This window comes from Amycolatopsis sp. cg9 (assembly GCF_041346945.1).
Taxonomy (GTDB): domain Bacteria; phylum Actinomycetota; class Actinomycetes; order Mycobacteriales; family Pseudonocardiaceae; genus Amycolatopsis.
The window spans coordinates 2,427,652-2,451,186 of sequence record NZ_CP166850.1 but is presented as its reverse complement, the minus strand read 5'-3'; the positions used below and the strand labels follow the sequence as shown (position 1 = coordinate 2,451,186).

General features: G+C 70.2%; 24 protein-coding genes. 15 read left to right on the top strand and 9 right to left on the bottom strand.

Annotated elements, in window-relative coordinates; genetic code table 11:
• Positions 1–15: 15 nt before the first annotated feature.
• The 9 genes from AB5J73_RS11505 to AB5J73_RS11465 all read left to right on the top strand — a co-directional run bounded on the left by AB5J73_RS11505 (position 16) and on the right by AB5J73_RS11465 (position 9,540).
• Entirely contained in the window at positions 16–405 is a 390-nt protein-coding gene (locus AB5J73_RS11505; protein ID WP_370969674.1) for a nucleotide exchange factor GrpE, read from the top strand.
• A complete protein-coding gene (locus AB5J73_RS11500; protein WP_370969673.1) occupies positions 402–2,240 on the top strand; it encodes a dynamin family protein in 1,839 nt (612 codons plus the stop codon). Before AB5J73_RS11505 ends, AB5J73_RS11500 begins: the two co-directional genes overlap by 4 nt.
• 103 nt (positions 2,241–2,343) lie before the next feature.
• Entirely contained in the window at positions 2,344–3,045 is a 702-nt protein-coding gene (locus AB5J73_RS11495) for a hypothetical protein (RefSeq protein ID WP_370969672.1), read from the top strand.
• Between the two features lie 349 nt (positions 3,046–3,394).
• On the top strand, positions 3,395–5,215 hold the full coding sequence (locus AB5J73_RS11490; RefSeq protein WP_370969671.1) for a phosphoenolpyruvate carboxykinase (GTP): 1,821 nt from the start codon (positions 3,395–3,397) through the stop codon (positions 5,213–5,215).
• A gap of 79 nt (positions 5,216–5,294) precedes the next feature.
• Positions 5,295–6,164 carry a TIGR03621 family F420-dependent LLM class oxidoreductase gene (locus AB5J73_RS11485; RefSeq protein ID WP_370969670.1) on the top strand — a complete coding sequence of 290 codons (870 nt, stop codon included), beginning with the start codon at positions 5,295–5,297 and terminating at the stop codon, positions 6,162–6,164.
• A gap of 14 nt (positions 6,165–6,178) precedes the next feature.
• Positions 6,179–7,054 (top strand): LLM class F420-dependent oxidoreductase, encoded by an 876-nt coding sequence (locus AB5J73_RS11480; RefSeq protein ID WP_370969669.1) that lies wholly within the window; start codon positions 6,179–6,181, stop codon positions 7,052–7,054.
• Positions 7,051–7,656, top strand: coding sequence for an ATP-binding cassette domain-containing protein (locus AB5J73_RS11475; protein WP_370969668.1), 606 nt, complete (start codon positions 7,051–7,053; stop codon positions 7,654–7,656). The genes AB5J73_RS11480 and AB5J73_RS11475 overlap by 4 nt, the downstream gene beginning before the upstream one ends.
• Positions 7,650–8,930 carry a hypothetical protein gene (locus AB5J73_RS11470; RefSeq protein WP_370969667.1) on the top strand — a complete coding sequence of 427 codons (1,281 nt, stop codon included), beginning with the start codon at positions 7,650–7,652 and terminating at the stop codon, positions 8,928–8,930. Before AB5J73_RS11475 ends, AB5J73_RS11470 begins: the two co-directional genes overlap by 7 nt.
• Before the next feature lie 31 nt (positions 8,931–8,961).
• Positions 8,962–9,540, top strand: coding sequence for an EndoU domain-containing protein (locus tag AB5J73_RS11465; RefSeq protein WP_370969666.1), 579 nt, complete (start codon positions 8,962–8,964; stop codon positions 9,538–9,540).
• Here the strand turns inward: AB5J73_RS11465 and AB5J73_RS11460 are convergent.
• Positions 9,537–9,809 carry a helix-turn-helix domain-containing protein gene (locus AB5J73_RS11460; protein WP_370969665.1) on the bottom strand — a complete coding sequence of 91 codons (273 nt, stop codon included), beginning with the start codon at positions 9,807–9,809 and terminating at the stop codon, positions 9,537–9,539. The two genes, AB5J73_RS11465 and AB5J73_RS11460, sit on opposite strands and share 4 nt — an antisense overlap.
• Positions 9,810–9,981: 172 nt before the next feature.
• Entirely contained in the window at positions 9,982–11,601 is a 1,620-nt protein-coding gene (locus AB5J73_RS11455) for an alpha/beta hydrolase (RefSeq protein ID WP_370969664.1), read from the bottom strand.
• 188 nt (positions 11,602–11,789) lie between these two features.
• On the opposite strand from AB5J73_RS11455, the gene AB5J73_RS11450 reads away from it, so the two are divergent.
• Together AB5J73_RS11450 and mctP are read left to right on the top strand one after the other, a co-directional pair.
• Complete coding sequence (locus AB5J73_RS11450; RefSeq protein WP_086861373.1) at positions 11,790–12,068, top strand: DUF3311 domain-containing protein; 279 nt, start codon at positions 11,790–11,792, stop codon at positions 12,066–12,068.
• A complete protein-coding gene (gene mctP / locus AB5J73_RS11445) occupies positions 12,065–13,708 on the top strand; it encodes a monocarboxylate uptake permease MctP (protein ID WP_370969663.1) in 1,644 nt (547 codons plus the stop codon). The genes AB5J73_RS11450 and mctP overlap by 4 nt, the downstream gene beginning before the upstream one ends.
• Here the strand turns inward: mctP and AB5J73_RS11440 are convergent.
• Positions 13,705–14,307: a hypothetical protein gene (locus tag AB5J73_RS11440; protein WP_370973088.1), complete on the bottom strand. Its 603-nt coding sequence runs from the start codon at positions 14,305–14,307 to the stop codon at positions 13,705–13,707. The genes mctP and AB5J73_RS11440 overlap by 4 nt on opposite strands.
• Positions 14,308–14,339: 32 nt before the next feature.
• Here AB5J73_RS11440 and AB5J73_RS11435 point away from each other — a divergent pair, with 32 nt between their 5' ends.
• A complete protein-coding gene (locus AB5J73_RS11435; protein ID WP_370969662.1) occupies positions 14,340–14,912 on the top strand; it encodes a peroxidase-related enzyme in 573 nt (190 codons plus the stop codon).
• Here AB5J73_RS11435 and AB5J73_RS11430 read toward each other — a convergent pair.
• The 4 genes from AB5J73_RS11430 to AB5J73_RS11415 form a co-directional block, all read right to left on the bottom strand.
• Entirely contained in the window at positions 14,909–15,835 is a 927-nt protein-coding gene (locus tag AB5J73_RS11430; RefSeq protein ID WP_370969661.1) for a GNAT family N-acetyltransferase, read from the bottom strand. The genes AB5J73_RS11435 and AB5J73_RS11430 overlap by 4 nt on opposite strands.
• Before the next feature lie 223 nt (positions 15,836–16,058).
• Complete coding sequence (locus AB5J73_RS11425) at positions 16,059–16,208, bottom strand: hypothetical protein (RefSeq protein WP_163046719.1); 150 nt, start codon at positions 16,206–16,208, stop codon at positions 16,059–16,061.
• Between the two features lie 238 nt (positions 16,209–16,446).
• Positions 16,447–17,637 (bottom strand): AAA family ATPase, encoded by a 1,191-nt coding sequence (locus tag AB5J73_RS11420; protein WP_370969660.1) that lies wholly within the window; start codon positions 17,635–17,637, stop codon positions 16,447–16,449.
• A gap of 156 nt (positions 17,638–17,793) precedes the next feature.
• Positions 17,794–18,528 (bottom strand): MerR family transcriptional regulator, encoded by a 735-nt coding sequence (locus AB5J73_RS11415; protein WP_370969659.1) that lies wholly within the window; start codon positions 18,526–18,528, stop codon positions 17,794–17,796.
• A 170-nt stretch (positions 18,529–18,698) separates the two neighbouring features.
• Between AB5J73_RS11415 and AB5J73_RS11410 the strand changes: the two genes are divergently transcribed.
• Entirely contained in the window at positions 18,699–19,244 is a 546-nt protein-coding gene (locus tag AB5J73_RS11410; protein ID WP_370969658.1) for a DoxX family protein, read from the top strand.
• A gap of 61 nt (positions 19,245–19,305) precedes the next feature.
• Here the strand turns inward: AB5J73_RS11410 and AB5J73_RS11405 are convergent, their stop codons facing one another.
• Positions 19,306–20,610 (bottom strand): acetyl-CoA C-acetyltransferase, encoded by a 1,305-nt coding sequence (locus tag AB5J73_RS11405; protein ID WP_370969657.1) that lies wholly within the window; start codon positions 20,608–20,610, stop codon positions 19,306–19,308.
• A 92-nt stretch (positions 20,611–20,702) separates the two neighbouring features.
• Between AB5J73_RS11405 and AB5J73_RS11400 the strand changes: the two genes are divergently transcribed.
• Positions 20,703–22,037: a 3-oxoacyl-ACP reductase gene (locus AB5J73_RS11400; RefSeq protein WP_370969656.1), complete on the top strand. Its 1,335-nt coding sequence runs from the start codon at positions 20,703–20,705 to the stop codon at positions 22,035–22,037.
• Between the two features lies 1 nt (position 22,038).
• Complete coding sequence (locus tag AB5J73_RS11395; RefSeq protein ID WP_370969655.1) at positions 22,039–22,881, top strand: MaoC family dehydratase; 843 nt, start codon at positions 22,039–22,041, stop codon at positions 22,879–22,881.
• On the opposite strand, the gene AB5J73_RS11390 is transcribed toward AB5J73_RS11395, so the two are convergent.
• Complete coding sequence (locus AB5J73_RS11390) at positions 22,873–23,529, bottom strand: TetR/AcrR family transcriptional regulator (protein WP_247016531.1); 657 nt, start codon at positions 23,527–23,529, stop codon at positions 22,873–22,875. The two genes, AB5J73_RS11395 and AB5J73_RS11390, sit on opposite strands and share 9 nt — an antisense overlap.
• Positions 23,530–23,535 lie beyond the last annotated feature (6 nt).

Genomic DNA, 23,535 nt, shown 5'->3' with positions numbered 1-23,535 from the left:
CGCCAGACTGTGCTCATGGCGTGGTTTCGCAAGGACGGAACCGACCGCGGTTCCGTCGCGTCGGACACCGATGTGCACCCCTTGCAGCAGCAGGTAAGCGATCTCGAGCGCGCGCTCGCCGATCGCCAGGCGCTGATCCAGATGTGCCTGTACGCCCTGGACCGCGCCCGCAGCGGCGGCGTCGTCGAACGCCTCGAGGAAGGGCTGGCCGCGATCGGCGTCCAGGCGCTCCGGCCCGACGGCGAGCGCTTCGACCCGGCTCGCCACGAGGCCGGCGGCGCGGTCCCGACCGAGGACCCGGCGCTCGACGGCATCGTCGCGGAAACCGAGGTCACCGGGTTCGCCGACCACGACCGCCTGCTGCGCGCCCCGATCGTCACCGTCTACGCGAAGAAGAACCCGTGAGCGCACCCACCGCGCCGAGCCTGCCCGCGCAGGTCGCGGCGGCGCGAGACCAGCTGCTGACCACCGTCCGCGACGCCGACCCGGCCGCCGCCAAGTGGGTCGAGGAGATCCGGAAGGCCCGGCCGAAGAAGCCGGCCGTCGTGGTCGTCGGCGAGACCAACCGCGGCAAGAGCTCGCTGGTCAACGCCCTGCTCGCGATGCCGGGGCTGTCCCCTGTGGACGCCGACGTCGCCACCGCGACCTACCTGGTGTTCGACCACGCCGACGCGTGGGGCGCGCAGGCCTGCTACCCCGGCCAGCTCGCGCCGGTGCCGATCGACCTCGGCCAGCTGATCCACTGGGTGTCCGCCGCGCACGAGCTGCCGCCGGGCCAGATCCCGCCGCGGTACGTCGAGGTCACCGGGCCGGTGCCGCTGCTCGAACGGCTTTCGCTGGTCGACACCCCCGGCGTCGGCGGGCTCGACTCGCTGCACGGCGAGCTGGCCAAGGAAGCCGCCGCGGGCGCGACCGCGCTGCTGTTCGTCGTGGACGCCTCGGCGCCGTTCACCTCGACCGAGCTGCAGTTCCTGCGCGACGTCGGCGAGCGCGTCGAGACCGTCGTGTTCGCGCTGACCAAGGTGGACATGTTCCGCGGCTGGCGCGAGGTCATGGAGGCCGACCGGCAGCTGCTGCGCGAGCACGCGCCCCGGTTCGCCGACGCGGTGTTCCACCCGGTGTCGGCGCGGATGTTCGAGACGGCGGCCAAGGCGCCCAACGAGCAGATGGCCGCGATGCTGCGGGAGAAGTCCGGCGTCGCCGCGATCCAGACGGCGTTGCAGGAGCTGCTCGTCGGCCGCTCGGCGATGCTCGGCGAGGCCAACACGCTGCGCGCGCTCTCCAGCGCGCTGGGCGAATTGAAGGCGAAGCTGCAGGCCGAGAGCCGCGCGTTGTCCGCCGGTGAGGCCGAGGCCGAGCAGCTGCGCGAACGCCGTGACCAGCTGCAGGCCGAGCGCCGGTCGTCGACCCGCGGCTGGCAGCTCAAGCTGCGCGGCGAGGTGCAGCGCACCCGCGTCGAGGTCGGGCACGAGAGCAGTAGGCAGATGCGGGACGCGCAGACCCACTTCCGCCAGCTGATCGACGCGGCCAAGCGCGACGAGCTGGCCGCGCTGCCCCAGCAGGTCGACATCGCGTTGCAGACGACGTCGCAGCGGATCTCGATGCTGCTCTCCCAGCGGCTGAACCAGGTCACCAACGTCTCGCTGTCGGAGCTGTTCTCCCCCGAAGAGCTCGACGTCATCCGCGCGCAGTTCGCCCGGGCCGGCGGCCCGCCGGTGGTGCTGCGCCCGCCGGACAAGAAGCCGCCGACGGCCGAGGACAAACTGCTCGTCTTCATGGGCATCTCCGGCGGCGTCGGGGCCGGCAAGGTGGCCGCGCTGCCGCTGGCCGGCGTGGCGATCCTGAACCCGGTGGTGCTGCCCGCGACGATCATCATCGGGCTCGGCGCCGGCTGGTGGATGGCCCGCACCCGCAAGCACGCGGCCGACAAGCAGCACATGAAGCAGTGGCTGGTCGAGGCCATCGCGGACGCCCGCTCGACGCTCGACCAGCTCGTCGCCGAGCAGCTCATCGAGGCCGAGCAGCAGCTGTCGATGGCGCTGGACGAGGCGTTGGGCCGGCGCATCGACGCGATCGAGGCCGAGCTGAAGGAAGTCGACAAGACGATCAAGATGGGCGCCCAGGAGCGCGCCAAGAAGATCGCCGTCGTGTCGAAGCGCCTCAAGGAGGTCAGCGACGGCCGTGAGCGCGCCGAAACCTTCCTGACCAGGATCCGGGCCCTGCGCGACAAGACCGCTTGACGTCCGTCCGGTTGTGGAGCGGAACCGAACCGGCATACGGTGAGTCATACCCTCGGACAGCAGGTCAGAGACGGCGTTACCCGGTTAAAAGGGGGAAGTTCCCATGTGGGTCGACGAGAGTGGCGGCAGCGACACCGACGCCTCCAGCCCGGACGCGATGACCGTTCACGTCGACGGCCAGGAGTACCAGGCCGAGGTCAACTACGACGTGAACGAGGACGGCGTCAACGACACCGCGATCATCGAGCACGACGACGGCACCTCGCAGGCCTTCATCGACACGAACCACGACGGTGAAGCCGACCAGTACGCCGTGCTGGACGAAACCGGGCACGTCGTCGAGCAGGCCGTCTACGACGAGGCCAGCGGCGAATGGGTGGAGTCGCACGGCGGGGGCGGCGACGACTCCGACACCGGCGGCCGCGACGACAGCTCCGGCGGCCACATCCACGCCGACCTGCCGGACGGTGAGGTCGACGCGGGGATCGCGACCATCGACACCGACCACGACGGCCACAACGACACCGCCATCGTCGAGACGAAGAGCGGCGGCACCATCGCCTTCACCGACAAGGACGGCGACGGCGAAGCGGACATCGCGGTGCAGACCGACGCCGACGGCACGACCACTACGTTCGAGCACTCCGGCCCCGGCCAGTGGACCGAGGTCTCGAGTGGACTGATGGACTCCGGCAGCGATGGCGACCTGGCCGCTGACGCCGCCTGGGGCGAGGCCGGCACGCAGACGCTGGAAGGCGTCGCGCGCATCGACTCCGGCACGGGGCAGTGGATTTCGCCGAACTGAAGGTGACCCAGGTCATAGTTTGAAAGCCCGGGGCTTCGGCCCCGGGCTTTCTTCATGTCTTCAATGAAAACGACCAGGTCACAGGTGTGTCCCGGACCACCGCAAGATTTACGCCGAATACACCGATCCGGTGACGTCTGAATCGATTCCCTTATCGTTCTTGTGAGAGAACCTACACGTCAGCTCTCGGTTACTTGCCGGTCATGCGGCTACTCTCGGGGAATCCCAAATCACGCACACCGGTTCGCCAGCCGGTGTGCGAAGCCATTCGGTCGCCGGCAATGACGCCCGCACCGGGACAGCGTCGTTCCGGTGCGGGCTTGTTTGTCGTCGGAAGTCAGGAGTAGAGATGACCGCAGTCGCCATCCCCGGACTGGACACCGCGCCGACGACGCACAGTGGCGTGCTGTCCTTCGTCCGGGAGGTCGCCGAGCTGACCACCCCGGACCGCGTGGTGTGGGTCGACGGGTCTGACGAAGAAGCCGCCCGGATCAACCAGGAGCTGGTCGACGCCGGCACGTTCGTGCAGCTCAAGTCGAAGCCGAACTCCTTCTGGGCCACTTCCGACCCCAACGACGTCGCCCGCGTCGAAGACCGGACCTTCATCTGTTCCGAGCGTCCCGAGGACGCCGGTCCGACCAACCACTGGATGGACCCGGCCGAGATGAAGGCCACCATGACCGAGCTCTTCCGTGGCTCGATGCGCGGCCGCACGATGTACGTCATCCCGTTCTGCATGGGTCCCCTCGCCGACGAGAATCCCAAGCTGGGTATCGAAATCACCGATTTCGCTTACGTCGTCGCTTCGATGCGCGTGATGACGCGCGCGGGCAAGGCGGCCCTCGAGAAGTTCATCGCGCCGGATGGCAGCGAGCGCGAATTCGTGCCCGCGCTCCACTCCGTGGGTGCGCCGCTCGAACCGGGGCAGCAGGACGTTTCCTGGCCCTGCAACGAAACGAAGTACATTTCGCACTTCCCCGAGGAGCGGGCGATCTGGAGCTACGGCTCCGGCTACGGCGGCAACTCCCTGCTGGGCAAGAAGTGCTACTCGCTGCGCATCGCCTCGGTGATGGCCCGCGACGAGGGCTGGCTCGCCGAGCACATGCTGATCCTCAAGCTGATCTCGCCCGAGGACAAGGTCCACTACGTCGCGGCGGCGTTCCCCAGCGCCTGCGGCAAGACCAACCTCGCCATGCTGCAGCCGACCATCCCGGGCTGGCGCGCCGAGACCCTGGGCGACGACATCGCGTGGATGCGCTTCGGCGAGGACGGCCGCCTCTACGCGGTCAACCCGGAGTTCGGCTTCTTCGGCGTCGCGCCGGGCACCGACTGGCACACCAACCCGAACGCCATGCGCACGATCGAGCAGGGCAACACGGTCTTCACGAACGTCGCCCTGACCGACGACGGCGACATCTGGTGGGAGGGCATGGAGAACAAGCCCGCCCACGCGACGTCGTGGAAGAACGAGGACTGGACGCCGGACTCCGCGGAGAAGGCCGCCCACCCGAACTCGCGCTACTGCACGCCGATGTCGCAGTGCCCGATCCTCGCGCCGGAGTGGGACGACCCGAAGGGCGTGCCGATCTCGGCGATCCTGTTCGGCGGCCGCCGCAAGACGACGGTGCCGCTGGTGAACGAGGCCCGCGACTGGCAGCACGGCGTCTTCATGGGCGCCACGATGTCGTCGGAGACCACGGCGGCCGCGGCCGGCGCGGTCGGCAACGTGCGCCGCGACCCGATGGCGATGCTGCCGTTCCTCGGCTACCACGCCGGTGACTACTTCAAGCACTGGCTGAACCTGGGCAAGAACGCCGACGCGAACAAGCTGCCGAAGATCTTCTACGTCAACTGGTTCCGCCGCGGCGACGACGGCCGCTTCCTGTGGCCGGGCTTCGGCGAGAACTCGCGGATCCTCAAGTGGGTCGTCGAGCGCGTCGAGGGCAAGGGCAACGCCGTCGAGACGCCGGTCGGCTTCGTGCCGCGGGCCGAGGACCTCGACACCGAGGGCCTCACCGAGCCGATCGAGGACATCCAGGCCGCCCTCGAGGTCAAGCCCGAGGAGTGGCGCCAGGAGCTGCCGCTGATCGAGGAGTGGTTCGAGAAGATCGGCGAGGTCCCGACCTCGCTGCGTGACGAGCTCGACGCGCTGGCGCAGCGCCTGAGCTGAGTCTCCGCAAGCAGAAGGGGACGCCTCCCGGCCGCATCCGGGAGGCGTCCCCTTCATTTGCCCCGGTAGTTTCGCGACCATGAGACCGTTCCGGTTCGGCGTGGATCTGGTGGTGCCCGGTACCCGGGCCGAGTGGGTGGCGAAGTGCCGGCAGGCCGAGGACCTCGGCTACGACGTCGTCGGCGCGGCCGACCACGTCGGGATGGCACCGCCGTTCCCCGCGCTCGTGCTCGCGGCCGAGGCGACCGAGCGGGTCCGGCTCAACACGTTCGTCATCAACGCCTGCTTCCACCACCCGGTGCTGCTCGCCCGGGACGTCACGGGCACCGACCAGTTCACCGACGGCCGCCTCGAGCTGGGCATCGGCGCGGGGTACGTCGAGGCGGAGTTCCACGCGGCCGGGATCGAGTGGGGCACGCCCGGGCAGCGGTTCGCGCGGCTCGAACGCGCGGTGCTGGAGCTGAAGCGGCTTTACGCGGATCCGGCGCACAAGCCGGAGCCGGTGCAGAAACCCGGGCCGCCGCTGCTGCTCGGCGGCCGCGGCGACCGCGTGCTGAAGCTGGCCGCGAAGCACGCCGACATCGTCGGGTTCACCGGCACCGCGGCGACGAAGGTCGAGGGCCGGATGTCCCTGGCCGGGCTCGGCGAGCTGACCGAACGCGTCGAGTTCGCGCGGAACGCCCTCGACGGCCGGGACGCCGAGCTGAACCTGCTGGTGCACGTCACCCGCGTGACCGACGACCGGCGCAGCACGCTGGAAGCCGTCCACCGGCGGGTGCCCGACCTCGGCGTCGACGAGCTGGGCGAGCTGCCGACCGTCCTCGTGGGATCCGCCGACGCGGTCGCCGACCAGCTGCTGCGCACCCGCGAGACGCTGGGGATCAGCTACTTCACGGTGATCGAAGACGACCTCGTGCGGCTGGCCCCGGTGATCGAGAAGCTCCGGTGAGTACCTTGATCCCCATGACTGGGGATTTCCGCTTCGGGGTCAACATGATCGTGCCGGACAGCCGCGCCGCGTGGGTCGAGAAGTGCCGCAAGGTCGAGGACCTGGGCTACGACGTCCTGTCGGCGGCCGACCACCTGGGCATGGCCCCGCCGTTCCCGGCGCTGGTGCTGGCCGGCGAGGTCACTTCGCGCGTCAAGCTGAACACCTTCGTGCTCAACACGCCGTTCTACAACCCGGTGCTGCTCGCGCGGGACGTCACGGGCACCGACCAGTTCACCGACGGGCGCCTGGAGCTGGGGCTCGGCGCCGGCTACGTGAAGGCGGAGTTCGAGGCCGCCGGGATGCCGTTCCCGTCCGCCCGCGAGCGCGTCGACCACCTCGAACGGACCATCCTCGAACTCAAGCGGCTGTATGCCGACGAGGAGCACAAGCCCGCGCCGACGCGGCCGGAAGGTCCGCCGCTGCTGCTCGCCGGCCGCGGGGACCGGATCCTGACCCTCGCCGCCGAGCACGCCGACATCATCGGCTTCACCGGCACCGCCAAGACGCCGGACGGCACCGCGCCCGCCCCGGCGAGCGCCGAGGACATCGAAGAGCGCATCGGGTTCGTCCGGGCGAAGCTCGGTGGCCGCCCGGCCGAGTTCAACCTGCTCTGCCACTTCGTGCACATCACGGACGACCGCGCGGGCGCGCTGGAGGAGCTGGCGAAGCGGACGCAGGGCACGCTCAGCACCGAGCAGCTCGCCGCGGTGCCGACCGCGCTGATCGGCTCGCCCGCCCAGGTCGCGGAGCAGCTCCACGCGCACCGCGAGCGGTTCGGCCTGACGTACTACACGATCCTCGAGCACAACCTGGAGCAGTTCGCCCCGGTGCTCGAAGCCCTCCGATGATCGACGCGACGGCGATCGGCGTCCGGACCGGCGAGCACTGGCTGTTCGACGACCTGGACTTCTCCGTCGACCCCGGCGAGTGCGCGGCGATCGTCGGGCCGAACGGCGTCGGCAAGTCGACCCTGATGCGGTGCCTGTACGGGATGCAGAAGCCGCAGCGGGGCCGCGTGCTGGTCGACCGCAAGGTGCCGGACGAGCGGGACGTCGAGTTCCGCCGCAAGGTGTCGGTGCTCTTCGACGACTCCGACTTCTTCGCGGAGCTGACGCCGCTGCAGCACCTCGACCTCCTGGCCGGCTCGTTCGGCGCCGACCTCGGCGACCACGAGGAGCTGCTGCGCGACGCGGGGCTCGGCGAACGCATGCGCGTCACGGCCGGGCACTTCTCCGCGGGCCAGCGCCGTCGCCTGCTGCTGCTCGGCGTCACCGCGCGGCCCCACCAGGTGCTGCTGCTGGACGAGCCCGAGCGCGCGCTGGACACGGCGGGCAAGGAGTGGCTGGTCGAGGTGATCGCCCGGTCGACGGCGGCCGGCGCGGCGGTCGTGGTGGCCACGCACCACCCGCCGCTGCTCGAGGCCGCGGACAGCGTGCTCGAACTGTGGTGACCCTGGCGCCGCGCCGGATGCGGATCCCGGGCCGCAAGCGGTTCGGCGGGATCTTCAGCGGCGACACCGCGAGCTTCGTCTTCCTGTTCGGCTTCGGGTTCCTGTTCACCGCGTTCTTCCACGTCGACGGCTGGCGCCCGGCGCTCTACGGCTCGTCCCACGTGGACTTCCCGGCCGTGCTCGGGCTGCTCACGCTCTGCTGCGCGGTCGGCTGGCGCGGCCTGCTGCGCCGCGGCTTCGCGTGGGTCGAGCCGGCGGAGCTGACCTGGCTCGACTTCGCCCCGGTCGACCGCGGCCGCGTCGTCACCCTGCGGCTGCTCGGCGCCTGGACCGGCGTCCTGGTGGTCACCGGCTACCTCGCCGCGCTGCTGCTCGCCGTCGGCGGGGCCGGGCTCGACCAGTGGCGCGCGGCCGTCGCGGTGGTCGTCGCGACCGCCGTCGCCGCGTTCGCCTCCGCCCGGCGGACTTCGCTGCGCCTGGACGCGCTGGGCCCGCTCGCCCTCGCCGTCGCCGGGCTGGCCATCGCCGCGCTCGGCCCCGGCCCGCTGACCGTGCAGTTCGTCGCCGCGGGCGTGCTGGTGGCGGCGGTGCCGCTGGCGTTCGGCGGCGAGCCGGTGCACCGCGCCGGCCGGGCGGCGCTGCTCGCCGGCTGGGACGGCCGGGTGCTGCGCTCGGTCGCCGTCACCTTCCTCGACCCGATGATGCTGCTGCCGCCGGCCACCCCGATCGGACGCTTTTCGCTGCGCCGCCCGACCGCGCTCCGGCTCGCCTTCGCGGGCACGCTCGGCCGCTCCCGGTACGCGGGCGCGGCGGCCCTGGTCGGCTTCGCGGTCGTCGTCGCCCACATCGCCCTGCCGACCGTGCCGGGCGCGGTCCTCGTCGGCATCGGCGCGTACGTCGCGCTGACGCCGTTCGCCGGCGGGCTCGGCGAGCTCTGGCGCAACCCGGGCCGCCGCCGGTGGCTCGGCACCTCGAACCGCGAGCTGGTGCTGACCCACGGCCTGGCGCTGGCGGGCACCGGGATCTGCTGGGCGGCGCTGCTCGCCGTGGTCACCCTCGCGGGTGGGACCTCGTTCGGCGCCGGGGCGTGGTTCGCCGTGCCGCTGTCGGTGCTCTCGATCCTCCGCACGGTCACCCGGACCGCCGTCGACTACGGAAATCCGGCGTTCGTGGACACCCCGATGGGTCCGATGCCGGCCAACCTCGTCCGCCAGCTCTTCCGCGGACTCGACCTCCAGGTCGTCGGGATCGTGCTGCTCGCCGCCGCCGTTTGACCTACGCTCGCTGCGACGAAGGGAGCAGCCAGTGGGCGGCGGACACGCACCGGGCGTCGGGCGGAGGGCGACCAGCGAGTTCCCGGCCGGCTGGACCGACGAGCACATCATCGCGGTCGTCAAGGACGTCGCGAACGACCCGAGCGAGGCCCGCCGGCGGCAGCCGAACGGCCGGTGGCGCTGCGCCGGCGAGCGGTACAACGTGCACCTGATCGTCCTGGTCGAGGAGAACGGCCACGTGCACACCGCCTACCCGGTGGCGGGCCCCGGCGTGATCCGCAACCCCGACGCCGCCCGCGACCCGGCGAACCCGACGGTCGCCGACCTCCAGGGCAACCGCATCAGCTTCTTCGCCGACAGCATCCTGACCGGCGTCGCCGACCGGCTGTCCCCCGAGGACTACACGCACTACCGGACGCTGCTGTGGTCCGGCGAGTGGGAGGAGCTGGCGGACGTGCTGGCCGCGCACGCGGTCAAGCTGGGCTTCGGCTTCTCGGCGGACGAGTTCTCCGACTTCGAGAAGCTGCTCAACAGCTACGACCTGCCGGTGGCGGGCTGCGCGTTCCTCAACGACCGCGAGCACATCCTGAACCAGCTGCGCCCGGTCTAACTCGCCTGGCTGAGCGGTGGCGACCCGGCGGGCGCGACCGCCGCGCGCAGTTCGTCCAGCGGCAGGCCCACGGCGTCGGCGATGGCCGTGACCGTGAAGAACGCCGGCGTCGGGATCCGCCCGGTTTCGATCTTCCGGAGCGTCTCGACCGAGATCCCGGCCTCGGCGGCCACGTCGACCATGCTCCGGCCGGCTCGCGCCGTCCGCAGCGCCCGGCCGAGGCGCTCACCCCGTTCGCGCTCGTCCTCTGTCAGCGGCACTCGCACCATGGGGCCAATAGTAATACCGCCGCGACGCGAAGCGTCTCCGTTGAGGGTGGCGGCGGGGGCATGGATGGAATACCACCCGAGTTGTCCACCGCCTGTGGACAACTCTGTGCACAGGTGTGGAAAAGCCCCGCCGAACGTCCGTTCGGCGGGGCTTCCACTACACCTTGTGGCGTCAGGCCCCCGGAGGCACCGGAAGTGCCACGCCGGGCAGGCTCTGGTCGTTCGGCACGACGCCGTCGACCAGGTAGGCCTCCACGACCTTGTCCACACCCGCGTTGCCGCCGGCGTAGATGCCGTGGTCACCCTCGCCGGTGATCGTCAGCATCCGCGAACCCGCGAACGCCTTGTGCGCGCGCCGCGCGCCCTCGATCGGCGTCGCCGGGTCGTGCTCCGACTCGACGATCAGCACCGGCGGGACACCCTTGCCGTCCAGGACGGGCAGCGGGGCCGGCGGCTTCTTCCAGAACAGGCACGGCTGGATGAACCAGCCGGCGCCCAGGAGCGGCAGCTGCTTGTCGATCAGCCGCTGCGAGTCCTTGATGGCGCTGTTGACCGTGCCGGTCCACGGGCCCTCGTTGCACGGGATGGTCCAGAAGCTGGCGTCGTAGGCGTCGCCGTCGGTCGGGACCATCAGCGGCTGGGCGCCGGAGGTCTCGGTGCTCTTGTCGGCGGCCTTGACCTTATGCGCGGCCGACGTCTTGGCCTGCGCCGAAGCGGTGCCCTGGGTCAGCGTGCGGACGCTGACCAGGTAGTCGGCCAGACCCGGGAAGGAGCGCTTCGAGTAGATGCTCGAGGCGATGAAGGCGTCCAGGCCGTTGGCCGACACGGACGAGCCGTCGGGCAGGGTGACCGCGCCCTGGGTCAGGGCGTAGCGGACCTGCTCGTAGGTCTGGCGGGCCGCTTCACCGGTGGTGCCGAAGTGGTAGAGCTTGTCGTACTTCGCCACCCACGGGAGGAAGTCCTGGCGGAAGCGGCGCTCGAAGCCGAGCGGCTGCCAGTCGAACGACTTCTGCCAGGTCGTGGTGAACTCGGTGGCCGAGTCGAGGACGAACCGGCCGGTGCGCGTCGGGTAGGCCTGCGCGTAGTGCGCGCCCATCCAGGTGCCCGCCGAGTAGCCGACCCAGTTGATCTTGTCGCGGCCGAGCAGCACGCGCAGCAGGTCGATGTCCTTGACCGTCTGGTCGGTGTTGATCAGCGGGCCCAGCTCGCCGGACTTCTGCTGGCAGGACAGCGCCGCGTACTTCGTCGCCGCGACGATCAGGTTCAGGTTCTGCCGGTCGCGGTCACGCGGGTCGAGGTCCGAGCCGGTGCCGATGGCGCCACCGCACGTGATGTTCGTGCTCTTGCCGGTGCCGCGCGGGTCGAACCCGACGATCTCCTGGTGCTCGCGCAGCTTGGGCTGGTTGCGCAGGCGGGCCGGGAAGTTCCGGCCGGGCGCGCCCGGGCCGCCGGGGTTGGTGACGACGCTGGCGGTCGCGTCCTTGGTCGCCTTCAGGCGGCTGACGGCGATGGTCAGGTCGATCTGCGCGTTGGCCTGGTACCAGTTGCGCGGCGTCTTGTAGGTCGCGCACTCCATGTCCTCGGCGCCGGCGGGCGGGGCCGTCGGAAGCTCGGCGGGAACGGCGCACTTGTGCCAGTCGAGCTTCTGGTTCGCGTACTGCGGCGGGATGTTCGTGGAGTTCAGCGGCTGCTTGCCGGCCGCGGCCTCCTGGCCCGCGAAGGCCGGCGTGAACCCGGCCAGCAGGGTGCCGGCGATCGCCGGGATCACCACCGCGTAGCGGAGTCGTGTCATACGGTTGCCCCTTTTTGACTTTTCACGTGCGGAGTCCGGCTATTGATATAGGGCTCACCGGAACGGGGCAACCGACGTTGGTCGGCAACGGGTACCGCGGCGATCAAATCGATATCGGACAGACGTGACTCCCTGTCACCCAGGTTCTAAGGTCAGGCGGTCGGTTACGGGAGTGTTAGGTGAGGTCGATGTCGACTGTGAAGCACGACGGAAAGGTGCGCGGGTCGCGGTTCAACCCGTGGCACCTGCTCCTGATCGTCCCGCTGCTCGTCCTGGTCACGCCACTGTTCAACGTGGACGGTCCACGGCTGTTCGGGATGCCGTTCTTCTACTGGTTCCAGTTCCTCATGGTCGCGGTCGGGGTGCTGTCCACCTGGATCGTCTACCTGATGACGCGGGACAAGCCCACCACGGACGCCCCTGACCGGCTGAGCGTCGACGACCTGGACGAGGGGGACGCTCGATGAGCAACCTGCAGTGGCCCGAGCTGATCATCTTCACGGTCCTGTTCGCGCTGGTCACCGTCCTCGGCTTCATGGCGTCGCGCTGGCAGCGCGGCGGCGCGCTGGACCACCTCGACGAATGGGGTCTCGGCGGCCGCAAGTTCGGCTCGTGGATCACGTGGTTCCTGCTCGGCGGTGACCTCTACACGGCCTACACGTTCGTCGCGGTGCCCGCGCTGGTGTTCAGCGCGGGCGCGCTCGGCCTGTACGCGCTGCCGTACACGATCGTCGTCTACCCGATCGTGCTGCTCCCGGCGCTGCGGATGTGGTCGGTTTCGCGGGTCCGCGGGTACGTGACCCCGGCCGACTTCGTGCGCGGCCGCTTCGGCTCGCCGATCCTCGCGCTGCTGGTGGCGATCACCGGCATCGTCGCGACCATGCCGTACATCGCGCTGCAGCTGGTCGGCCTCGAAGCCGTGCTGCGGACGATGGGCATCAACGGCTCCGGCATCGTCGGCCACCTGCCGCTGCTGGTCGCCTTCGTGATCCTGGCCTTCTACACCTACCAGTCCGGCCTGCGGGCGCCCGCGCTGATCGCGTTCGTCAAGGACATCCTGATCTACATCGTCATCCTGGTGGCGATCATCTACCTGCCCTCGAAGCTGGGCGGCTGGTCGCACATCTTCGACACGGCGGTGGCCAAGTTCGACAAGACCCCGTCGAAGGCCGACGGCGTTCTGCTGAACGCCAACAACCAGCTCCAGTACGCGACGCTGGCATTGGGTTCGGCGCTGGCACTGTTCTTGTACCCGCACTCGCTGACCAGCGTGCTGGCCTCGCGCGGCCGCAGCGTGATCAAGCGGAACATGGTCGCGCTCCCGGCGTACTCGCTGGTGCTCGGCCTGCTGGCGCTGCTGGGCTACGTGGCGATCACGGCGGGCGTCAAGCCGCTGACGAACGCGGCGACCGGCAAGGCGGACGGCAACACGATCGTCCCGGTGCTGTTCGACAGCACCTTCGCCTCCTGGTTCGCCGGCATCGCCTTCGCCGCGATCGGCATCGGCGCACTGGTGCCCGCCGCGATCATGTCGATCGCCGCGGCCAACCTGTGGACCCGCAACATCTACAAGGAGTACATCCGCAAGAACGCGACCCCGGCCGAGGAAGCGAAGCAGGCCAAGCTGGCTTCGCTGGTCGTCAAGCTCGGCGCGGTGGCCGTGATCATCCTGATCGACCCGCAGTTCTCGATCGACCTCCAGCTCATCGGCGGCGTGCTGATCCTGCAGACGCTCCCCGCCGTGGCGCTCGCGCTGTACACGCGCTGGTTCCACCGCTGGGGCCTGATCGCGGGCTGGGTCGTCGGCATCGGCTGGGGCCTGATCATGCTGTACGGCATCCCCAACCCGGCCAACGGCAAGCTCCACTTCGGCGGGTCGGCGCTGCCGCTGGGCAACATGTCGATCTTCGGCTGGCACCCGTTCGCGGGTTCCCAGGTCCAGATCTACGTCGGCTTCGTGGCCCTGATCGCCAACCTGGTGGTCGCGGCGATCGTGACCGTGATCGCGCGGCAGCTGAAGGTGTTCAACGGCACGGACGACACCAACCCGGAGGACTACCAGGCCGACGAGCACGACAAGGACCTGCGGCCGATCGGCGCCCACTAAGTCCTCTGTGGACGGATGAGCACCGGGGAAACGAGGTAGAGCACCACGCCGTTGAGCAGGTGCCAGAGGAAGTGCGTGCCGGCCGGGACGTAGTCGCAGACGTCCCGGTCGAGCGTGCGCAAGCTCAGCGAGAGCGCGAAAACCGCCCCCGCGACGGCGAAGTGCGTCCAGCGGGGGTCGCGCTGGAAGGCGAGCACCGCGGCGAAGACGCCGAGTCCGATGAGGGCGGAGAGGTAGAGCCCACCGCCCAGCACCGCGGTGACCACGGTCAGCGCGAGGAACGCGGGCGCGGCCAGCCACCCCCACTGCCGGCTCCAGTACTCGCGCGTGAACACCACGGCGTACACCAGCACGAACCCGAGAATGGCCCCCGAGTCCGCGACGGCCGCCCACCGCGTCGCGACCAGGTGGAAGACGCTGCTGGCCACGAACACGAGCCCGATCAACCCGGCGAGCAACCGCCCGGTCCGGTCCCCGCCGGCCAGCCGCCACACGAGCACGGCGGCGACGAGGAACGCGAGGTTGCTGAGACTGTTGAGCGGTTCTCCCCAGAGCCCGGGCGCGACGCGTTCGCAGTACCCGTCGACGTAGTCCGTCACGAGCACAGCCAACCACGGCTAGCGTGAAGCCCATGAGCGACGTGAGCCGGTTTCCGGTGGTGGAACTCGAAGACCTTCCCGAAGACCTGCGCGAGCGCGTCGGCGCGATCGCGGCGAAGTCGGGTTTCGTGCCCAACATCTTCCGCGCTCTCGGCCACCGCCCCGCCGAGCTGCGCGCGTTCCTCGACTACCACGACGCCCTCATGGAACGCTCCGACGGACTCACCAAGGCCGAGCGCGAGCTGGTCGTCGTCGCCACCTCCGGCGCGAACCACTGCACGTACTGCGTGGTCGCCCACGGCGCCATCCTGCGCATCCGCGCGAAGGACCCCGAGCTGGCCGACCGCGTGTCGAGCAACCCGTGGCAGGTCGAACTCGACGAACGCGGCCGCGCGATCGTCGACCTCGCGCTGGCCCTCGCCCAGGACTCCGCGCTCTTCGGCGAGGGCGACCTCGAAGCCGCACGCAATGCCGGCCTGACCGACGACGAAATCTGGGACGTCGGCGCGATCACGGCGTTGTTCGCGATGTCGAACCGGCTCGCCCACCTGACCGCGCTGCGGCCGAACCCCGAGTTCTTCCTGCTCGGCCGAGTGCCGCGTTAGAACTTCAAGCGCCAGGTCTCCTCGGTCAGCTTCGGGCCCCAGTCGGCGAAGTCCGTCTCCTGGACCAGCTCGAAGCCGGCCGCGCGGTAGATCGAGCGTGCCGCCGTCAGGATCGAGACCGTCGACAGCTCCATCGCCCGGTAGCCGTGCGCCCGGGCGAACTCGACGCATTCGGTGACCAGGCGCTTGCCGACGCCGTGGCCTCGCGCCGACGGCTCGAGCAGCAGCAGCCGCAGCTTCGCGGTGTCTTCGTCCGGTCCGCGGGTGCACGCGATGCTGCCGACGCGCTCGCCGTCGAGCTCGGCGATCCAGAACGCCTGCCGCGGGTCGTCGTGCTCGGCGAAGTCGGCGACGATGCGGGCGACCAAGCCCTCGAACCGGGGGCCGAAACCGTACTCGCGGCCGTACACCGCGCCGTGGCGTTCCACCACCCAGCCGAGGTCACCCGGTCGTGGTGGCCGGAGCACGAGGGCCGGGTCGCGACGGCGGTCGCCGACCAGGTCGCCGATCGTGCGCATCGCGGCCAGCAGGCGCTCCTGGTCTTCGTCGGCGAACCGGCGGAGCAGGCCGCCGATCTGCTTGGTGGACCGGCGGTTGAGGACGGCGAACGCGTCGCGGCCGGCCGCCGTCGGGCGCACGAGCTGGCGGCGGGCGTCCTCGTCGGACCGTTCGCGCGAGATCAGTCCGCGCGACTCGAGGCGGGCGAGCAGCCTACTCGCGTAGCCGGCGTCGAGCTCGAGGCGTTTCCGCAGGTCGGTGACCGGCAGCGGGTCCTGGTGGGCGAGCTCGAAGAGGACGCGGGCTTCCGGTAGCGAGTACTCGGCGTCGGCCGGGCCTTCGTCGAGCACGCCGATGACCCCGGTGTAGAGCCGGTTGAAAGCGCGGACCGCGGCCACCCGGTCGGCCGCCTGGGCGTCGTTCATTGACCACCTCAACAAGTTCGTTGACGAAGTCAAAGATTACTCGACAGCTCCGCGGTGGCAAGTGGGTTACCGGGGAAATGGGAAACCCCGCGATGCTGCCAGGTCGGGGGTCCGCCAGCATCACGGGGTCGTAGTGGGTATCGACGGCACTTAGCGCGTCGTTACACGTTGAGCACTATGTGGCATAGGTCACTCGAATGGGCGACCACCACGGGGTGAGAGGTCAGCGCATGTAGCCCGAGCGAGCCTGCGCGATCGCGATGAGTTCCTGACGGACCGTCGCGGTCGCGGCGGTGTCGATCGCCCGGTTCAGCGCCCGGCGAGTGCGAGTCTCGGCGCGACGAGCTCGGAGCTTGGCGGCGATGTTGTTCATCGGTTTCTGCATCCCCTTCGGAGGGTCTCGGTGGCTTGTGCCTCTAGTATGCGCCTTTTTTCACAAGGAAGCCAATGAATATCCGGTGATGTGGCGCACTCGCCGATGAATCGTCGGCGGATGTGGGTATGGGCCGGAGAGATCGAGGGTGGCGGCGGTCACGAGGGAGCAACCCGATACATGCTTCTAAGGCTCTCTAGCCTCTGGCCTAGAAAGCTTGAGAAACGCGGATAGCGGGTCAGTCGCGGCCGAGCAGGTAGTGGCCGAAGTGCGGCACGGTGAAGGCGATCTGGCCTCGCTCGGCGGAGTAGACGAGGCCCTTCTTCATCAGGCTGTCGCGCGCGGGCGACAGCGACGACGGCTTCCGCCCGAGGAACACGGCGACGTCGGCGGTGCCGGCCGGCTCGTCGCGCCCCTGGGTCAGCTCGGCCATCGCCTGCAGGTACTCCCGCTCGGCGGGCGTCGCGCGCTCGTAGCGCGAACCGAAGAAGCCGACCGCCAGCTCCGACTCCGCCTCGGGCGCCGCGACCTGGACGTCCTTGACCGTGATCGGGTCGGACGGCGCCGCGTCCCAGGCCGCCTTGCCGTAGGCCTGGATGAAGTAGGGGTAGCCGCCGGACGCGTCGAAGAGCGCGTCGAGCGCTTCCGGCTCGATGCCGGCGTCCTCGCGCTCGATCGGCGCCATCACGGCGTAGTCGGCGTCCTCGCGCTCGAGCCGGTCGATGCGCGCGTAGCGGAAGAGCCGCTCGGAATACGACTTGGACGCCGAGAGCACGGCGGGCACGTGCGGCAGCCCGGCGCCGACGACGACCAGTGGCGCCCCGGACTGCGACAGCTCGTGGCAGGCCGCGCAGAGCGCGGAGACGTCGTCGGGCTGGAGGTCCTGGATCTCGTCGATGAACACCGCGACGCCGGTCCCGACGTCCGCGGCCAGCTCGGCGACGTCGGTGAACAGCTCGACGAGGTCGATCTCGATGTCCCCGGAGTCGGCCCGCCCCTGCGCGGCGGGCACGTCGATGCCCGGCTGCCAGCGGTCACGCAGCTTCGCGTCGGCCTTGTTGGCCCGCAGTGCAAATGCCTTCAAGACGCCGAGCACCTCTTCGACCCGATCCGGCGCCCGGTGCCGCACGGCGAGGTCCCGGATGGCCCGGTGCAAGGCGGCGGAAAGCGGTCGCCGCAGTTCGGCGTCCGGCCGCGCCTCGATCTTCCCGGCCCCCCACTTGTGCCGCACGGCCATCGCGCGCAACTCCCCGAGCAGCACGGTCTTGCCGACGCCCCGCAGCCCGGTGAGCACGAGACTGCGTTCGGGTCTCCCCCGCGCCACCCGCTCCAGCACCACTTCGAAGGCCTTGAGCTCACGCTCGCGCCCGGCCAGCTCAGGCGGCCGCTGACCGGCGCCCGGTGCGAAGGGGTTGCGGATGGGGTCCACTCTGCCAAGTTATCGGCGTATCTAGCGCGCGCCCGATATTCCGTCATAGACGGCTAGCGCGTGTCGCCGATGTTCGACCGGATGGCCGTACATAGAGACGAACAGGGTCTGCAGCCCCTGCTCGTCCCTACCCCCAGCGCGCACTACGACGCGGCATCACTCGCCGAGGTTCCGCTCCGCGTAGATCTTCATCGCGTCCCGGACGAACTCCGCCGTCGCGCCTTCCAGCCCGTACCGCGGGTCGTCCACGTACAGCTGCCCCAGGCCCGCGAAGTAGCCCGCGGACACCGACGAAACCGCCGGTCGCAGCCACGCGTGCAGCCGTCGCGTGATCGCCTGCACCTCGTCGGCGTCCGGTGCCAGCCCGGCTTCCCGCGCCGCGCCGAACGCGGCCCAGATGTCCCGCTGCTCCTGCTGGTGGGCCTGCTTGTCCGCCGCGGACAGCGAACTCCACCACTGGTCACCGCGCCGGTACGCGTCGGCGCCCCAGCGCTCGGTGACCTCCTTCTCGTACTTCGTGTGGTCGAAGCCGTCGAAGACTTCTTCTGCCATCAGTCGTTCACCTCCCTTCAGTTTCCGGAGCGTCGTGCGGACCGACTCGATCTGCCGCCCGATCCGCCGCTGCTCCTGTTCGAGCAGCTCCAGGTGCGTTTCGAGCGCGGCCGCGCTGTCCCGTTGCCCGTCGAGCACCTCGGCGATGGCCGGCAGCCCGAGGCCGAGCTCGCGCAGCAACAGGATCCGCTGCAGCCGGACGAGCGCCTGCTCGTCGTAGTAGCGGTAGCCGTTGCCGCCGATCCGGCTGGGCTCGAGCAGGCCCACCGCGCCGTAGTGGCGCAGCGTCCGGCTCGTGGTCCCCGCCGAGCGGGCGATGTCCTGGATCGACCACTCCATGGCTTCGACGATAGAAGTTGACGCAGCGTCAAGGTCAACCATCGGATTCTCTAGAGCTTTATAGCGTCAGGACGATACTTCGCCAGAAAGCCCGATGAGGGTTCGAGCACGGGCCGAGCGGGCACCCAAGCGGTAAGTTCGACCAGGCAGCGGCCCGTACGAGGAAGGCAATGACCGTGATACTCCGTCGAGTGGCTCGTCCCCTGCTCGCCACGATCTTCGTGACGGGCGGGATCAATGCGCTGAGGCAGGCCGAGGGCCACGCCAAGGCGGCGGAACCGTTCCTCAACAACGCCTTGGACAAGTTCGGCGACGTCCTGCCGGAGCAGGTCCCGCGCGACCCGGTGACGCTCGTCCGGATCGACGCCGCCGTGAAGATCGGCGCCGGTCTCGCGCTGGCGTCCGGGAAAGCGCCGCGGCTCGCGGCCGGGCTGCTCCTCGGCAGTCTCGTGCCGACAACGCTGGCGACGCACAGCTTCTGGGCCATCAAGGACCCGGGCGAGCGCCAGCAGCAGCAGATCCAGTTCTTCAAGAACGCGAGCCTGGCCGGTGGCCTCCTGCTCGCGGTCAGCGACACGCACGGGAAGCCGTCGGCGGCTTGGCGCGCGCGTCACGCCGCGAAGGACGTCGGCGCCGCGGCCGGTCGGCTGAGCCGCAAGGCCGAGAAGCGCGCCAACAAGCTCGCGAAGCGGGCCCAGAAGGCCCTCCCCAACTGACACTTTCATAGGGAAAGTGCCGCCCCCGGAACCTCTGGGGGCGGCACTTTCCCTATGAAAGCTACTTCTCCAGGATCGCGGTGACGCCCTGGCCGCCGGCCGCGCAGATCGAGATCAGGCCGCGGCCCGAGCCCTTCTCGTGCAGCAGCTTCGCCAGCGTCGCGACGATCCGGCCGCCGGTCGCGGCGAACGGGTGCCCGGCCGCCAGCGACGAGCCGTTGACGTTCAGCTTCGCCCGGTCGATCGCGCCCAGCGGCGCGTCCAGGTCCAGCTTCTCCTTGGCGAACGCCGGGTCCTCCCACGCCTTGAGCGTGGCCAGCACCTGCGACGCGAAGGCCTCGTGGATCTCGTAGAAGTCGAAGTCCTGCAGCGAAAGCCCGGCACGAGCGAGCATCCGCGGCACGGCGTACGCGGGCGCCATCAGCAAGCCCTCTTCGCCGTGGACGTAGTCGACGGCCGCGGTCTGCGAGAACGTCAGGTACGCCTGAACCGGCAGCTTGTGCGCCTTCGCCCACTCGTCGGTGGCGAGCAGGACCGTCGACGCGCCGTCGGTCAGCGGCGTCGAGTTGCCCGCCGTCATGGTGCCGTCCGGGCCGCCGAAGGCCGGCTTGAGCTTGGCCAGCTTCTCCGCGGTCGAGTCCGGGCGCAGGTTCTGGTCGCGCGCGAGCTTCAGGAACGGCGTCACGAGGTCGTCGAAGAAGCCGCGGTCGTAGGCCGCGGCGAGGTGCTGGTGGCTGGCCGCGGCCAGTTCGTCCTGCGCCTCGCGGGTGATCTCCCAGATCTTCGCGGTCAGGGCCGCGTGCTCGCCCATCGAGAGGCCGGTGCGCGGTTCGGAGTTGCGCGGGATCGCCGGGACGATGTGGCCGGGCCGGATCTTGGCGACGAGCTTGAGGCGGTCGCCGAGCGTCTTCGCGCTGTTGAGCTGGATGAGGATCTGCCGGAGGTCCTCGTTGACGGCCAGCGGCGCGTCGCTCGTGGTGTCGACGCCGCCCGCGATGGCCGAGTCGATCTGGCCGAGCGCGATCTTGTTGGCGACGTTGACGATCGCCTGCAGGCCGGTGCCGCACGCCATCTGGACGTCGGCGGCGGGCGTGGCGGGCGAAAGCTTGCTGCCGAGCACGCTCTCGCGGGCCAGGTTGAAGTCCTTCGAGTGCTTGAGCACCGCACCGGCCGCGACCTCGCCGATCGCCTCGCCCTGCAGGGAGAAGCGGCTGACCAGACCGTCGATCGCGGCGGTGAGCATGTCCTGGTTCGACGCCTTCGCGTACGGGCCGTTCGACCTCGCGAAGGGGATCCGGTTGCCCCCGATGATCGCGACCTTGCGCACGGCAGGCGCCTGCTTTGGTTGCTTCGGCTTCGGCGGCATGAACTCACCTCTCTGGTCGTGTCTCTCACACTGTAACCTACTGGGGAGTAGGTTAGACTGCGACGTGACGCAGACTGCACGGGAGGCAACCGATGGCTGACAGGTACCAGCAGTTCACGAAAACCCCGTTGGGGAAGTTCGTGGTGCCGAAGCTCGGCCTGCCCAACCCCGCCACGCTGCGCCGGTACAAGCCCGGGCAACCCGCCCTCGAGGGTCCCGCACTTCTCGGCGCCGCGCCCGGTGGGCGGCTGGAGAAGACGCTGCGCGACCAGCTCGCCGACGCGGGCATCGAGGTCGTCACGTCGGCGGGCGACCGGCACGCGGCGCTCGTCTTCGACGCCACCGGCGTCACCGAGCCCGCCCGCCTGCGCGAGGTCTACGACTTCTTCCACCCGGTGATCCGCAGCGTCGGGCCGTCCGGCCGGGTCGTCGTCCTCGGCACGCCGCCGGAGCAGGTCGAAGGCCGCGAGCGGATCGCGCAGCGCGCGCTGGAAGGCTTCGTGCGCTCGGTCGGCAAGGAGCTGAAGCGCGGCGCGACCGCTCAGCTCGTGTACGTCGCCGAAGGCGCCGAAGAGGCCACGGAGTCGACGCTGCGCTTCCTGCTCTCCGCGAAGTCCGCGTTCGTCGACGCGCAGGTCATCCGGATCGGCGCCGAGGGCAAGACGGCGTCCGCGCCGGCGAACTGGGAGAAGCCCCTCGACGGCAAGGTCGCCCTGGTCACCGGCGCGTCCCGCGGCATCGGCGCGGCGATCGCCGAGGTGCTGGCCCGCGACGGCGCGCACGTCGTCGCGCTCGACATCCCCGCGCAGGGCGGCGACCTCTCGAAGGTCGCGAACAAGGTCGGCGGGTCGGCGCTGCAGCTCGACATCACTTCGCCGAGCGCGCCCGCGAAGCTCGCGGAGTACTTGAAGGAGCGCCACGGCGGCGTCGACATCGTCGTGCACAACGCGGGCATCACGCGCGACAAGACGCTCGGCAACATGAGCGAGAGCGCGTGGGACTCGGTGATCGCGGTGAACCTGGCCTCGCAGCTGGCGGTGAACGACAAGCTGCTCGCCGACAAGGTGCTGAACGGGAACGGCCGCGTCATCGGCGTCTCGTCGATCGCGGGCATCGCCGGCAACGTCGGCCAGGCGAACTACGCGACGTCGAAGGCGGGCGTGATCGGCATGGTGAACGTCGGCGCGCCGCAGCTCGCGGCGTACGGCGGCACGATCAACGCCGTCGCGCCCGGCTTCATCGAGACCAAGATGACGGCGGCGGTCCCGCTGTTCATCCGCGAGGCCGGCCGCCGGCTGTCCAGCCTCGGCCAGGGCGGGCTCCCGGTCGACGTCGCCGAGACGATCGCCTGGTACGCGAACCCGGCGTCGGCCGCGGTGAACGGCAACGTGGTCCGCGTCTGCGGCCAGGCGCTGCTGGGGGCCTGACGTGGCGATCCGCGAACTCGACAGCACGCCGAGCCTGGCCACGCTGTACCCGAAAGCGCTGCTCGGCGGCGTCCTGCACAAGCCGTCCGGCGGCGACCTGCCGGACACGGAGCTGGTGCGCACGGGCATCGTCGTCGACCCGGCGCACCTCGCCGCGTACAACACCGTGTGCGGCTTCCGGCTGAGCGACGAGCTGCCGGCGACGTACCCGCACATGCTGGCGTTCCCGTTGCAGATGGCGCTGATGACCGAGCCGGGCTTCCCGTTCCCGCTGCTCGGCATGGTGCACGTGGCGAACCGGATCACCCAGCACCGCGCGCTGCGGCTGGGTGAGCCGCTGACGGTGCGCGTCCGGGCGGAGAACCTGCGCCCGCACGAGCGCGGCCGCCAGTTCGACGTCGTCAGCGAAGCCTGGGCCGGGGACGACCTGGTCTGGATCGACGTCAGCACGTACCTGCGCCGCGGTTCGGGGTCCGGTTCCGGTGGCCGCCGGGAGCAGCTGGCGCCACCGACCCCGGACGCGATCTGGCGCGTCCCGGGCGACATCGGCCGGCGCTACGCGGAGGTCTCGGGCGACCGCAACCCGATCCACCTGCACCCGCTGACGGCCCGCCTGTTCGGCTTCCCGAAGGCGATCGCCCACGGCATGTGGACGAAGGCCCACGCACTGGCGGCGTTCGAGGGCCGGCTGCCGGCGGCGTTCACCGTGGACGTCCGCTTCAAGCAGCCGGTGCTCCTGCCGGCCAAGGCGGGCTTCACGTCGTGGGCGGACGGCGACGGCTGGGCGTTCGAGCTGTGGAGCAAGACGAAACCGCACCTGGACGGCACGATCACCTCACTCTGAGGGCTTCCAGACCTCGCCCTCGATGAGGTCGTTGAAGCCCAGCCAGACGAGGTTCATCAGCCAAGAAGCCAAGACGCCGTCGGAGATGTCGGGGTGGTCGAGGGCCCAGTCGGCGAGCGACTCGGCCGCTCCGACCAGGGCCGCGGACAGGCCTTCCCCGGAGAACTCGGCCTGCTCGCCGACGCCCTTGCGGGTGCCGGCGGACACGACGAGCGCGGCGACCAGCTGGATCGCGCGCGCCCGCATGTCGGTGATCTCGGCGGCGAAGGTCCCGCCGACGGTCAGGGCCTGGCGGTGCAGGACCGTCCACGACTCGCGGTACTCGGCGACGAAGCGGTAGAAGGACCGAAGACCGTGCCAGAGCTGCATGTCCGGCGGCAGGTCGGGCTGGACACCGGCCTGGATGGCCTCGAGCAGCCGCGTCGCTTCGCGGCGGATGCAGGCGCCGAAGAGGTCCTCTTTGGAGCCGAGGTAGGTGTAGATCATCGGCTTCGAGACACCGGCGACGTCGGAGATCTCGTCCATCGACGCCGCGTGGTAGCCGTGGCGCGAGAAGACCTGGACGGCCGCGTCCAGGATCTGCCGCTCGCGCACGGCACGCGGCAGCCGCCTGGCCCGTTCGGGCGGACGCTGATCATCCTCTGACACGCTGGA

Coding starts and splice junctions, on each gene's coding strand:
- AB5J73_RS11505 (WP_370969674.1), top strand. CDS start 16: ATGGCGTGGTTTCGCAAGGACGGAACCGACCGCGGTTCCGTCGCGTCG.
- AB5J73_RS11495 (WP_370969672.1), top strand. CDS start 2,344: ATGTGGGTCGACGAGAGTGGCGGCAGCGACACCGACGCCTCCAGCCCG.
- AB5J73_RS11490 (WP_370969671.1), top strand. CDS start 3,395: ATGACCGCAGTCGCCATCCCCGGACTGGACACCGCGCCGACGACGCAC.
- AB5J73_RS11485 (WP_370969670.1), top strand. CDS start 5,295: ATGAGACCGTTCCGGTTCGGCGTGGATCTGGTGGTGCCCGGTACCCGG.
- AB5J73_RS11480 (WP_370969669.1), top strand. CDS start 6,179: ATGACTGGGGATTTCCGCTTCGGGGTCAACATGATCGTGCCGGACAGC.
- AB5J73_RS11475 (WP_370969668.1), top strand. CDS start 7,051: ATGATCGACGCGACGGCGATCGGCGTCCGGACCGGCGAGCACTGGCTG.
- AB5J73_RS11460 (WP_370969665.1), bottom strand. CDS start 9,809: ATGGTGCGAGTGCCGCTGACAGAGGACGAGCGCGAACGGGGTGAGCGC.
- AB5J73_RS11455 (WP_370969664.1), bottom strand. CDS start 11,601: ATGACACGACTCCGCTACGCGGTGGTGATCCCGGCGATCGCCGGCACC.
- AB5J73_RS11450 (WP_086861373.1), top strand. CDS start 11,790: ATGTCGACTGTGAAGCACGACGGAAAGGTGCGCGGGTCGCGGTTCAAC.
- mctP (WP_370969663.1), top strand. CDS start 12,065: ATGAGCAACCTGCAGTGGCCCGAGCTGATCATCTTCACGGTCCTGTTC.
- AB5J73_RS11435 (WP_370969662.1), top strand. CDS start 14,340: ATGAGCGACGTGAGCCGGTTTCCGGTGGTGGAACTCGAAGACCTTCCC.
- AB5J73_RS11430 (WP_370969661.1), bottom strand. CDS start 15,835: ATGAACGACGCCCAGGCGGCCGACCGGGTGGCCGCGGTCCGCGCTTTC.
- AB5J73_RS11425 (WP_163046719.1), bottom strand. CDS start 16,208: ATGAACAACATCGCCGCCAAGCTCCGAGCTCGTCGCGCCGAGACTCGC.
- AB5J73_RS11415 (WP_370969659.1), bottom strand. CDS start 18,528: ATGGAGTGGTCGATCCAGGACATCGCCCGCTCGGCGGGGACCACGAGC.
- AB5J73_RS11410 (WP_370969658.1), top strand. CDS start 18,699: ATGACCGTGATACTCCGTCGAGTGGCTCGTCCCCTGCTCGCCACGATC.
- AB5J73_RS11405 (WP_370969657.1), bottom strand. CDS start 20,610: ATGCCGCCGAAGCCGAAGCAACCAAAGCAGGCGCCTGCCGTGCGCAAG.
- AB5J73_RS11400 (WP_370969656.1), top strand. CDS start 20,703: ATGGCTGACAGGTACCAGCAGTTCACGAAAACCCCGTTGGGGAAGTTC.